General features: G+C 61.7%; 10 protein-coding genes and 1 pseudogene. 5 read left to right on the top strand and 6 right to left on the bottom strand.

Translation table 11 applies throughout. The features are described from left to right. Nucleotides 1–33 precede the first annotated feature (33 nt). On the top strand, nt 34–2,085 hold the full coding sequence (rep, locus tag BM079_RS08015; protein ID WP_090133276.1) for a DNA helicase Rep: 2,052 nt from the start codon (nt 34–36) through the stop codon (nt 2,083–2,085). Here the strand turns inward: rep and BM079_RS08010 are convergent. The 6 genes and pseudogenes from BM079_RS08010 to BM079_RS07990 form a co-directional block, all read right to left on the bottom strand. Next, nucleotides 2,082–2,855: an Ldh family oxidoreductase gene (locus tag BM079_RS08010; RefSeq protein ID WP_281243943.1), complete on the bottom strand. Its 774-nt coding sequence runs from the start codon at nt 2,853–2,855 to the stop codon at nt 2,082–2,084. The two genes, rep and BM079_RS08010, sit on opposite strands and share 4 nt — an antisense overlap. Before the next feature lie 28 nt (nt 2,856–2,883). Continuing rightward, a pseudogene (locus tag BM079_RS16945) lies at nt 2,884–3,114 on the bottom strand (Ldh family oxidoreductase); the annotation flags it as partial. 128 nt (nt 3,115–3,242) lie between these two features. Beyond that, the gene (locus BM079_RS08005; RefSeq protein WP_090132749.1) at nt 3,243–4,040 is read right to left on the bottom strand and encodes an HpcH/HpaI aldolase family protein; all 798 of its coding nucleotides are present in this window, start codon (nt 4,038–4,040) and stop codon (nt 3,243–3,245) included. Continuing rightward, nucleotides 4,037–5,563 (bottom strand): tripartite tricarboxylate transporter permease, encoded by a 1,527-nt coding sequence (locus tag BM079_RS08000; protein WP_090132747.1) that lies wholly within the window; start codon nt 5,561–5,563, stop codon nt 4,037–4,039. The genes BM079_RS08005 and BM079_RS08000 overlap by 4 nt, the downstream gene beginning before the upstream one ends. Before the next feature lie 6 nt (nt 5,564–5,569). Continuing rightward, nucleotides 5,570–6,067, bottom strand: coding sequence for a tripartite tricarboxylate transporter TctB family protein (locus BM079_RS07995; protein WP_090132745.1), 498 nt, complete (start codon nt 6,065–6,067; stop codon nt 5,570–5,572). Nucleotides 6,068–6,108: 41 nt separating this feature from the next. Then, entirely contained in the window at nt 6,109–7,104 is a 996-nt protein-coding gene (locus BM079_RS07990) for a tripartite tricarboxylate transporter substrate binding protein (protein WP_090132743.1), read from the bottom strand. Between the two features lie 209 nt (nt 7,105–7,313). Here BM079_RS07990 and BM079_RS07985 point away from each other — a divergent pair, with 209 nt between their 5' ends. From BM079_RS07985 to BM079_RS07970, 4 genes are all read left to right on the top strand, one after another. After that, entirely contained in the window at nt 7,314–8,357 is a 1,044-nt protein-coding gene (locus tag BM079_RS07985; RefSeq protein WP_090132741.1) for a LacI family DNA-binding transcriptional regulator, read from the top strand. Between the two features lie 199 nt (nt 8,358–8,556). Then, nucleotides 8,557–9,099, top strand: a complete 543-nt coding sequence (locus tag BM079_RS07980) for a sugar dehydrogenase complex small subunit (RefSeq protein ID WP_090132740.1) — start codon at nt 8,557–8,559, stop codon at nt 9,097–9,099. A 38-nt stretch (nt 9,100–9,137) separates the two neighbouring features. Next, complete coding sequence (locus BM079_RS07975; protein ID WP_090132734.1) at nt 9,138–10,781, top strand: GMC family oxidoreductase; 1,644 nt, start codon at nt 9,138–9,140, stop codon at nt 10,779–10,781. Nucleotides 10,782–10,792: 11 nt separating this feature from the next. Beyond that, nucleotides 10,793–12,196 carry a c-type cytochrome gene (locus tag BM079_RS07970; RefSeq protein WP_217639656.1) on the top strand — a complete coding sequence of 468 codons (1,404 nt, stop codon included), beginning with the start codon at nt 10,793–10,795 and terminating at the stop codon, nt 12,194–12,196. Nucleotides 12,197–12,251 lie beyond the last annotated feature (55 nt).

Here is a 12,251-nt window from a genome sequence, read left to right as displayed (position 1 = left end):
CTTGCGTCATCTGCCTTTTCTCAGGTTGTTCCCATGTCCGATATTCGCCACCGCATCAGCGGCCTCAATCCGCGCCAGCGTGACGCCGTGAAATACATCGATGGCCCCTGTCTGGTACTCGCCGGTGCCGGTTCCGGCAAGACCAGCGTGATCACCACCAAGATTGCCTATCTGGTGCATGAGTGCGGCATGAGTGCCCGGCGCATTGCAGCGGTGACCTTTACCAACAAGGCCGCCCGCGAGATGAAGGAACGCGTGCAGGCGCTGCTGCCCGGTCGCAGCGGCCACGGCCTGACGGTGTCGACCTTTCACACGCTGGGACTGACCATCATCCGCTCGGAGCTGAAAACGCTGGGTCTGCGCCCGGGCTTTTCGCTGTTTGATCCGGAGGATGCGAAGGCGCTGCTGCGCGATCTGATGCAAAAGGATGCCCAGATCGATGCCGATCAGATCAACCGGGTGCAGCACCAGATCTCGAACTGGAAAAACGATCTGATCCTGCCGGGCCACGCCCTGTCGCATGCCGAGACCGAGGATGACGCGTACTGCGCACGCATCTATGAGCACTACGTGCGTCACCTGAAGGCCTACAACGCGGTCGATTTCGATGACCTGATCATGCTGCCGGCGACCATGTTCGAGCGTCATCCGGAGGTGCTCCAGCGCTGGCGACACCGCATCCACTACATGCTGGTGGACGAGTATCAGGACACCAACTCCAGCCAGTATCAGCTGGTGCGCATGCTGATGGCCGAGCGTCAGACCTTCACCGTGGTGGGTGATGATGACCAGTCGATCTATGCCTGGCGCGGCGCGCGGCCGGAGAATCTGGTGCAGCTGGGCGAGGACTTTCCCTCGCTCAACGTCATCAAACTGGAGCAGAACTACCGCTCCACCTCGGTGATCCTCAAGGCTGCCAACACCCTGATTGCCAACAACCCCCACGTCTATGAAAAGACGCTGTGGTCGGACAAGGGCCGCGGCGAGCCGATTCGGGTGATCGTCAATCGCAACGAGGAGGCCGAGACCGAGCGGGTGGCCACCGAAATCCTCACTCGGCGCATCAAGGAAAGCGCTCAGTGGCGCGATTTTGCCGTGCTCTATCGCGGCAACTTTCAGGCCCGGCTGCTGGAGTTGAAGCTTCAGCACCACCAGATTCCCTACAAGCTCTCCGGCGGCACTTCCTTTTTCTCGCGCAACGAGATCAAGGACGCGATGGCCTATCTGCGCCTTCTGATCAACCCGGCCGATGACAACGCCTTTTTGCGTATCGTCAACGTGCCGCGCCGCGAGATCGGCCCCACGACGCTTGAAAAACTCGCCAACTACGCTCAGGAGCGCAAGGTGAGTCTCTTTGCCGCCTGCAGTGAGATGGGGCTGTCGCATGTGCTTTCGGAGCGCGCCGTGGATCGGCTGGGGCGCTTCAATCACTTCCTTGAAGGCATTCGCAAGCGCATGGATCAGGGCGATGCGATCGCCGCGATCCGGGCGATGTTTGCCGAGATGGATTACGAGGCCTGGCTCTATCAGAACGCCAGCGCGCCGATCATCGCTGAAAAGCGCATGGGTAACGTGTACATCCTGATCGACCAGCTCGAGAAGTCGATGCACCGTGACACGGACGAGGGCGATGAGGGAGCCGAGGAGACCGACGACGTCGAAGCGGCCATCTCGCGGCTGGTACTGCGCGATATTCTCGATCAGCAGGCTCAGGAAGATGACACCGACAAGGTGCAGCTTCTGACCCTGCACGCCTCCAAGGGGCTCGAGTTTCCGCACGTCTATGTGATGGGCATGGAAGAGGAGCTGCTGCCGCACCGCAACTCGATCGAGATGGACACCATCGAAGAGGAGCGCCGGCTGGCCTATGTCGGGATCACCCGCGCCCGCCAGACGCTGACCCTGTCGCTGGCCCAGCAGCGCAAGCAGTTCGGCGAGATGATGAACTGCGCGCCGAGTCGCTTTCTCGATGAACTGCCGCCGGAGGATCTGGAATGGTTCGGTCGTGCTGACAAGGAAGACCCCGACAAGAAACACGAGCGCGGCCAGAGCGCGATTGCCGGACTGCGCTCGCTGCTCAGCTAGTTCTCGCCGGCCTTCTCACCGGTTAGCGCCTTCAGATCCCGATAGAGTGCCACCGGGATCGATACGCCCGATGTCAGGCTGCGCTCGCGCGCTTCAAAGCGGCGCTGCGACGGCAGCCGCGCGCCCTGGCCCAGAATCTGCTCGAACAGCCTCTCTGCGTGCGCCAGCCCCGCATCACATTGATCGCCCAGAAATGTTTTTGGTGACAGCGCGATGACAAGCTCGCCGTGACAGGGCCGACCGGTGCCTTCTTCGTTGGCCGCGTGGGTCTCGTGGCTCAGGGCATCGTTGATCAAGGGCCCCGCCAGCAGCTCGATCATGGTGGACAGCGCCGAGCCCTTGTGACCGCCAAAGGGCAGCATGGCGCCCTCAAGTGCTGCTGTCGGGTCGGTGGTCGGCTGGCCGTGGTCATCCAGCGCCCAGTTGTCGGCAATGGCCTTGCCGGCGCGGCGGTGCAGCTCGATTTCGCCGCGCGCCACCATGCTGGTGGCAAAGTCGAAAGTGTAGGGATTGCCGTTCGGCCGCGGCCAGGAAAAGGCAAAAGGATTGGTGCCCAGCAGGGCCTGCACGCCGCCACTGGGGGCCACAAAGGCGTGGGTCGGGTTCATCGCAATCCCCGCCAGCCCGCGCGCGCAGAGCGCTTCCACCTCCGACCACAGCGCCGAGAAATGAAAGCAGTGATTGATCATCAGCACCGCAATACCGTTGCGCTGGGTCTTTTCCTGCAGAGGGGGGGAGGCCCTGCTCGAAGGCCAGCAGCGAACTGCCATAGCGGGCATCAACCTTCACGATGCCGGGGGCATGATCGATCACTTCCGGCACCGCCTGTGGATCGAGCCCGCCCATTTTGGCCGTCTCCACGATGCCCAGCAGGCGATACAGCCCGTGGGAGTGACACTCATCGCGCTGCGCGGCGACCACACTCCGGGTGATCGCCTCGACATGTCCCTCGCTGAAACCTGCGTTTTGAAGAATGCGCCGGCTCAGCGCTCGTGCTTCTTCAAGCGAAAGCGTGATGTCGTGTTCCATGAAAGACTCCGATCGGTATAGACAGGCCGAGCCGACGCACAGTCTGCCAAAAAGAATGGTTGTAGCCGATTGCTGGCATCGACAGCGCCGGATGGGCGAGCATGGCTCATGTCGTCCTCCAGAGATGGCTATCCTTTTTGGACAAGATCAAAGTCATCGTTCAGTGCCCGCCATCGAGTCGCCTCACTGCGCAGGGCATTTGCCATGATGGCAATGTCGTTGGGCCCTGCCACAAAGCGATAACCGGCTTGTGACAATGTGTCTACACCACGGGTCGGTGCCGTGATGGTGCCCATCCAGCAGCCACTTGCATTGATGCGTGCTTCCATGTCCTGAATGGCCTGACGCACCCCGGTATCCTCCAGCTGCTCCAGGCGCCCCATGGAACCGGCCAGATCGTTGGGGCCGATAAACAGCATGTCGATACCTTCAATGGCTGCAATGGCCTCTATCTCTTTTTGAGCATCGATATGCTCGATCTGTACGATCAGCAGCAGATTGTCGTTGGCTATCCGGGCATAGTCACCAACGGCGCCAAAGCGTGAGGCACGCACGATGGGGGCGGCGTAGCCACGATTGCCCTGCGGGGGATAGCGGCAGGCATCCACGATGGCGCGGGCCTGTGCGGCAGAATTGATCATGGGCACCATGATCGAGCGCACACCCATGTCGAGTATCCGTTTCAGATAGGCCGGGTCTTCGGCAGGAATGCGCAGGACCACATCGCCTCCGGCGGCCTCGACGGCGCGTAGCAGATGCGCGGTGTGTTCGAGACTGGCAATGCCGTGCTCGTTGTCGACCAGAATGGTTTTCCAGCCAGCATGGACGGCCATCTCGGCAATCTCGGGACTGGCGCTTTCAAGCCACAGTGCACTGACGGTACGGCCCTGCTCCAGGGCTTTACGGGTCGGGTTGAAGGAGGTCATCGGGGCTCTCGCTTGGGTGCATTGAAGGAGAGGGCCCGCTGGCGCTTATAGCCCTCATAAAGTGCTCGGCAGAGCAGAACTGTCCAGACCATCAGCGTGAGCACGCCCAGCGCCGCCGCCCAGGGGCGCTCAAAAAAGGCCAGCAGGTCACCCTGGGACTTGATCATCGAGGTCATGAAGTTCTCTTCGACAATACCTCCCAGCACGATGCCGAGAATTGCCGGCGCCAGCGGAAACCCGGTCGCTTCCATGGCATGGCCCAGAATGCCCAGGGCCAGAACAATCCAGACCGCGACGACCGAGTTGGTAATGGCGTAGGCGCCGACCAGCGAAAAGAGCAGCACGATCGGCATCAGGACACGGCGCGGGACGCGCACGATTCTGCTCGAGAGGGCAATGACCGCAATGCCGACCGGAATCATCAGCAGATTGGTCAGCGCAAAGGCGCCATACAGGGTGTGAACGATCTCCGGGTTGTCGGTGAAGATACGCGGCCCCGGCGACAGACCATTGAGCAACAGGATACCGATGGCGATGGCCGTGACGCTGTCGCCCGGAATGCCGAACACCAGTGCCGGAGTCCAGGCCCCGCCAATGGCGGCGTTGTTGGCCGAGCCACCATCAACAATCCCCTCAATATGCCCCTTGCCATAGCGTTCGGGCTGGCGCGAAAAACGCTTTGAAAAGGCATAGCAGATCCAGGCGGCGATATCGGCGCCGGCCCCGGGCAATGCACCGATCAGAGTGCCGGCAACACTTGAACGCGCCACGTTGCGCCGATAGCGCGCCAGAGTGGCAATGGCCTCGCGACAGGCCTGTGGCAGCGTTTCCCGTACTTCGATGGGGGGCGGTTGGCGTTTGCCGCTGCTGGCAGCACGCATGATTTCACTGAGGGCAAAAAGCCCGATGATTGCGGGAATGAAACTGACGCCATCGAAGAGTTCGTACCAGCCGAAGGTAAAGCGCGGATGGCCCACGGCCACATCGATGCCGATACAGGCGATAAACAGGCCGATGAACAGGCTGGCAAAGCTCTTGATGACCGAGGCATTACTGGTCATGACGGCGCAGCTCAGTCCCAGGGTTGCCAGCCAGAACACCTCATGGCTTGAGAATCCGATGGCGACTCTGGCCAGTTGCGGTGCGATCAGGGCCAGCAGCACGACGCCTACGATCCCGCCGATAGAGGCGGCCAGTAACGAGATCAGCAGGGTCGAGCGTGATTTACCGGCACTCGACAGCTGGAAGGCATCTTCGACGTAGGCCGCCGAGGCTGGCGTTCCCGGGATACGCAGCAGCGCGCCGGGGATATCGCCGGCAAAGATGGCCGTGGTGGTGGTCGCCACGATGGCGCTGATCGCCATCAGCGGGTCCATGACGTAGGTAAAGGGCACCAGCAGTGCCACCGCCATGGTGGCCGTCAGGCCCGGCATGGCACCGACCAGCGTGCCGTAGAGCGTGCACAGCGCCAGAACGGTCAGCGACTGTGGCGAGAAAAGGCGCAGGAGGGTATCGATATCCATATGGATTCACCAGGCCAGCGGTGTCAGGACGCCCCAGGGCAGCGGAACATTCATCAGGGAATAAAACAGCAGATGCACCCCGAAGATCAGCGACACGGACAGGCACAGCGCGCGGGGCAGGTTCAGACCAAACAGCAGCGCCGTGGCCGTGATGGCCAGCAGCGAGGTGAGATGAAAGCCCAGCGGCTCCAGCGCCAGGCCAAACCCGGCCACGATCAGCACCAGTAACGCCAGTCGTATACCGGCCCGGCGATGATGCATGGGTGGGTTTTGATCCTCTTCGGACTGGGCGGAAGTGCTGGCCGGCGTTGGGCGCTGTCGAATCAGAAGCGTCGAGATCAGCAGCAGCACACCACAGACCATGAGCCCGACGGCGGCAATTGAGGGAAAAAGGCCGGGACCATAGGGCAGGCCTGCCATGCTCGGAAAGGTTGAAGCACGCCAGAAGACCAGCGCACCGAACAGCACCAGCAAAAGCCCCGGAAACAGATCAGTGCGTGTCATGTCCTGCTCCTTGCCTGCTTCTTTCGTTCATTCTTTCCTGACTATCGGGCCAGCCCGATGGCATTGATGACGTCGCCCAGCTGCTGGTCGGTGTCATGAAAAAGCTCTGCGGTCTGCTCGGGCCCTTCATACACTACCTCGCTACCCCGACTGGCCTTGAACTGGGCCCACTCATCGCTCCGGGTAATTTTCCTGATGGCCTGGTCGTAGGCGCAGGTCATTTCTTCAGGCAGATTGCCGGGGCCGCTGATGGTCATGAAGGCGCTCTGTGTCCAGCCGCTGTCGAGCACGTCTGCCGTGAGGGGCACCTCGGGCAGGCTCGAATTGGGCGTGTCGCTCATGTAAGCCAGCGCTTTCAGCTCGCCCTGCTGGACCAGATGCTGCGCCTCTGACAGGGATGGCGTGGCGACATCCACACCGCCGGCCATCAGCTCCTGAAGCGCCGGTGACGCGCCTTGGCTGGGCACCCAGCGAATGGCATCGGGGGGCAGCCCCTCCGCCTGAAGCATGCCGGCCAGCGCCAGGTGCCAGATGCCGCCCTGGGCAGTGCCGGAAGCTGTCAGCTCGCCGGGATTTTCCCTGGCTTCCTCCAGCAGGGATTCCAGGGAGTCCCAGCGAGCATCCTCTTTCACCACAACGCTGGCAGGATTTTGATCCACCAGTGCAATCGGCGTCGCATCCTGCCAGGTCAGGGGTGTCAGCCCCAGGTGATGCATGGTGGCCAGCTCAATGGTGGCAGCACCGATGGTGTAACCATCCGGTCGCGCTCGAGCCAGTGCCGTATGGCCGATCACGCCATTGCCGCCGGTGCGGTTGACCACATTGAAGGGCACGCCCATCTCCTGCTCCAGCAGGCTGGCCAGTCGGCGGGCATTGGCATCGGTGCCGCCGCCGGTGCCCCAGGGCACGATCATCGTGACGGCCCGCTCGGGTTTCCATGTGCAGGCGGCATCATCGGCCCGAGCCACGCCGGTGGTTGTCAGGATGCCCAGTGTGACGGCAGTCATCAGCGCGATGCCGGAGAACGTATGAGCCATGTCGGTGCTCCTGTGGTCGAACAGGAAAGAGGCGCGGCTGATCCGCCGCTGCGTCGAAATCTGATAGGATTAAACGCAATTCAATCGATTGAACCAATCCGACCATGGTCTTTCATGACAAGGTCGAATATGGCTCGATCTGCTGCGTTTCGTCAGGGCGGATCCCTGCGCGCCAAAACGATATTCGTGCTGTTTCAAGGAGACCGGGTATGACTCGCCGTCCTACTCTCAAGCATATTGCGGAGCGTGTTGGCGTTACCGTTTCAACGGTGTCGCTGGCCCTTCGAAACGATGTGCGAATATCAACGGCGATGCGCGAGCAGATTCATCAGGTCGCTCTTGATGTGGGCTATATCTACAACCGTCATGCGGCAGGGTTGAGGCGCGGTGACAGCGGCACGGTCGCCCTGTGCCTCAATGATCTGGGTAACCCGTTTTTCACCGAATTCATTACGGCCATGGAGCAGCGCTTTCGTGTCGAGGAGCGGATGATGCTGTTTTGCCACGCTCAGGAATCGCTGGCGGTACAGGCCGATTTCATGCGTCGCATGGCTGAACACGGTGCTTCGGGACTGATCCTGATTCCGGCTGCCGGTACGACCCGGGATGATCTCCATGGTGTGGACGTGGCGCATCTGCGTCATCTGCCACTGGTACTGCTCTCGCGGGATGTGCCCGGTGCCGAAGTGGATCGGGTCATCAACGATGATGCCCGCGGCATGACGCTGGTGGTCGAGCATCTGCTGTCGCTCGGGCATCGGCGTATTGCCTGGCTGGGCGGCGGCAGCACGACCTCCACCGCGAAAGATCGCGAGCAGGCCTTCAGGGAGGCCCTTCAGCAGGCCGGTTATCCACATGATCCGCGAAGTGTGCAATACGGCCCGACCACACTGGCATTCGGTCATCGCGGCCTCGAGGCGCTCATGGATCAGGACTGTCCCCCGACTGCCGTGGTCTGCTTCTCGGATCTGATTGCCTTCGGGGCGCTATCAGCCTGTCATAAGCTGGGATTGCGCCCTGGCGTTGACGTTTCCGTGACCGGGTTTGATGACATGAGTGCGGCGGCCTACACCACGCCACCTCTGACCAGCGTGCGGGTCAGAACCGATCTGATGGGGGCACGTGCCAGTGAGCTGTTGCTGGCGCGCATTAGCGGTGAACAGGGGGCACCGCAGCAGGTCACAATGGCGCCCGAGCTGGTGGTGCGCGAGACCACCGGGCCTGCGCCTTTCCGCTCGCCGGAGGAAGGTTAAAGGGGGTTAAAACCGGACAGGTTCAGTGCCGCCAGAAGGCCTGAGCTTCATGAGGCGGTCTATCGAAACCACGGTATCTGACATAAGAAATAATTAAGTTTTTTGTCGCCTGCGTTACAATGCCGCACATCTGCGGTGGGCAGGAGTGTCCTGACAGCACGCGTCCATATGCCTGCCGATTTTGTAGCACGACAAAACGATGAGCCTTTCCGTGAACAATGCTTTCTCTGCCCGCGGCGTCAGCCGTCGCCGGGTCCTGCGTAATACGCTTGCCCTGGCGGGCAGCTTTTGTCTGGCGTCCCCACACCTTGCCTGGGCCGCGCCCGAGATCGACGGGGCCCTGAATGAGCGCTTCATGCGTCTCTCTGGGCTGCTGGTCAACCATCAGCTTGACGAAGAAGTGGGCAGGAAAATGGCCATTCATGCCGCACGCCACTTCAAACAGCTCGAGACGCTGATCGATGAGCTGCTGGCCACGGCCGAGGGCCGGAAGGCGCGCAGGGTCGAAGCGTTCTTTGACGATGTGCCCGAAGGGCCGGCGCGCGAGCTGGCCTACTGGATCATCGCGGCCTGGTACAGCGGCAGTTCGGACTCGAGTCCGGAGGCGACGCTGTTCACCTATGAGCGCGCCCTGACCTACCAGACCACGCTCGACATGACGCCCATTCCCTCCTTCGGACTTTCCGCGCCCAATGGCTGGCAGATCGCCTCGGCACCGCTGGATGCCCTTCCGGATTTTTAAGTCCTTTTTATTCTTTTTTCATCAGGCAGTCCCTTGACATGAGTCATCCATCCTCTGCCGAGGTCGTGATCGTGGGTACCGGTGTGGTCGGTGCCGTCATGGCCGAGCAGCTGCTCGACGCCGGCATTTCCGTTTTGATGCTGGAAGCCGGACCGCGGGTCAGCCGCGGCGAAGTGGTCGAAACCTTTCGCAATCTGCCGCTGGGCATCAAGGGCAATGCCTCCTCCAGCTATCCACCGCGCCCCTGGGCACCGCATCCGATGCCGCGTACCGGCAATCCCGATGAGGACTATCTCCAGCTGAGCGGGCCGGACGAATATGCCCAGACCTACATCCGCTATGCCGGTGGCTCGACCTGGCACTGGGCAGGAACATGCTGGCGCCTGACGCCGGAGGACATGCGGCTCAACTCCCTGTATGGCGTGGGGCGGGACTGGGTGTTCGACTACGACACGCTGGACCCCTACTACAACATGGCCGAATACGCCCTGGGGATCTGCGGGCCATCCGACCCGGACCTTCAGTGGCCGAGACGCGCGCGCTCAAGACCCTATCCGATGCCGCATCTGCCGTTTTCACCGGGCGAGGAAAAATTTACCCGCGTGGTCAGTGAGGCACTGGGCTACACCAACCTGCCGGTGGCGCAGGCACGCAACAGTGGCACGCCCTACGATGGTCGACCGGCCTGCTGTGCCAACAATAACTGCGTGCCGGTCTGCCCGATCGGGGCGAAGTACGATGCGGCCACTGCCCTTGCGCGTCTCGAGAGCAAGGGCGCCGTGATTCTCTCCAACGCGGTGGTTCATCGCATTGAAACCGGTGAGAACAATCGGATACAGGCGGTGCACTATCTCGATCCGCAAAAGACGAGCCATCGGGTCACCGGCAAACACTTCGTGATCGCCTGCAACGGGATCGAAACGCCCAAACTTCTTTTGATGTCGGCCGATGAGCGCAATCCGACAGGCATTGCCAATCGTTCCGACCAGGTCGGTCGCAACATGATGGACCACCCGCAGATCGGGCTGACACTCACGCTTGAGGAGCCCTACTGGCTGGGTCGCGGGCCGGTGGTGAACAGCGGGATCATGGAAACCTCCCAGGGCGATTTTCGAAGCGAGCATGCCGGTGCCTACTTCCGCATGAACAACTTCGCCCGCAACCGCTATGTCACCTTCGATGCGCTCAGGACCGGCAAGGTCGGGCAGGCGCTGGATGAGGAAATTCGCCGCCGCACGGCCTGCACGGTCAACCTGGTGGCGGCCCACGAGATTCTGCCCGACGCCAATAATCGCCTGACGCTGTCCGATCGCAAGGACTGGCTGGGGCTGCCCAAACCGCACATCCATTATGACGTGGGTGACTATACCCGCCGTTCGGCGCGTGATTACTCAATGCCGATCGCTCGTCGCATTGCCAGCGCCATGGGGGCTGTCGAGGTGAAGGAGCCCAAAGGGTTTGCTCAGAGCAAGCACCTCATGGGCGGCACCATCATGGGCAATGATCCGAGCGACTCGGTGGTGGACAGCTGGTGCCGATCACACGATCACGACAATCTCTTTTTGCCCGGCGGGGGTGCGATGCCCAGCACCGCCTGTGGCAACAGTACCCTCACCATGGTGGCGCTGGCCTTTCGGGCCGCCGAGGCGCTGGTGAATCAGGCGAGGGGGGCATCGGCATGAGAAGGGTCATCATGATGACAGGCGCCGGCGCTCTATTGCTGAGTCTACAGGCCATGGCAGCGACCTCGACGCCTGCCGGCGATGACGCGGCCGTCATGGCGCGCGGAGCGTATCTGGCCACCGCTTCCGACTGTACGGCGTGTCATACGGCACCGGGTGGCAAGCCCATGGCTGGAGGCCTTGCGATCGCCTCACCGGTCGGCGATATCATCGCCTCCAACATCACGCCCTCAACGAGTGATGGCATCGGCGACTACAGCGAGCAGGACTTTGCCCGTGCGTTGCGCAAGGGCGTGCGTGCCGACGGTGCCAATCTCTACCCGGCCATGCCCTATACGGCCTATGCCCATCTCAGCGATGACGACATTCACGCTTTGTATGTGTATTTCATGAAGGGCGTGACGCCGGTCAACGAGCCCACCGGGACAACAAACCTGCCGTTTCCGATGAATCTGCGCTTTTCCATGAAGTTCTGGAATCTGCTCTTTCTGAAGGATGGCGTTATCACGCCGGACCCGCAGCACAGTGAGACCTGGAATCGCGGCCGCTACCTGGTCGAAGGGCCGGCGCACTGCAGCACCTGCCATACCCCCCGTGGCATTCTGATGCAGGAGAAAGGCGATCAATGGCTGGCCGGCGCCCAGGTGGGACCCTGGTATGCGCCCAACATCACGCCTGACGTGACCAGCGGCATCGGTAGCTGGTCCAGGCAGGATCTGGTCACCTACCTGAAAACCGGCAGGATCGATCGTGCGCAGGCCGCAGGCAGCATGGCCGAGGCCATCGAGCACAGCTTCCAGCATCTAACGGATGATGATCTAAAGGCGATGGCGACCTATCTGGGCACGCTGCCGGCCATTCGCACCGGGGATGACGGCAGCAGTGCCGAGGAAGACAACCGCTTTGAGCGTGGCAGTCCCGGCAGTGATCTGAGCTTTCGCGGCACAAGCTATGCCAAAGGATTGAAAGGCGACAGCGAAGGCGCCCAGCTGTACGCCGCACACTGCGCTTCGTGCCATAATTACGATGGCCAGGGTACGGCGGATGGCTACTATCCGAGCCTTTATCACAATGCCGCACTGGGCGGTGACACTGCCAGCAACCTGCTGGCGGCGATCCTCTACGGCGTGGATCGCGAAACGCAGAACGGCCATTTCTTCATGCCGCCCTTTGGTGATCAGCCCAACGCAGTCACCTCGCTGGACAACGAGCAGATCGCGGCACTGGCCAACTATCTGCTTGAGCGTTACGGCAACCCTGATGTCAGCGTCTCGTCGCAGGACGTGCAGAGCATTCGTGATGGAGGCCCGGCCTCGAACATCCTGATGCTGGCCCGGGTGGGCATGGCCGCCGGTGGGATCGTGCTGGTGGTGGTGCTCATTGCGGTCATCCTGCATCGGCGTCGGCGCCGATAACCTCAACTCATGATGCCCCGATCACCTGCTGGTGTCGGGGCATCTGTCGTTCTCA

Origin of the sequence: Kushneria avicenniae, from assembly GCF_900112585.1 — a bacterium.
GTDB classification, from domain to species: domain Bacteria; phylum Pseudomonadota; class Gammaproteobacteria; order Pseudomonadales; family Halomonadaceae; genus Kushneria; species Kushneria avicenniae.
Note: the sequence above shows the minus strand (reverse complement) of the source record. Positions and strands in the feature narration are given on the sequence as shown.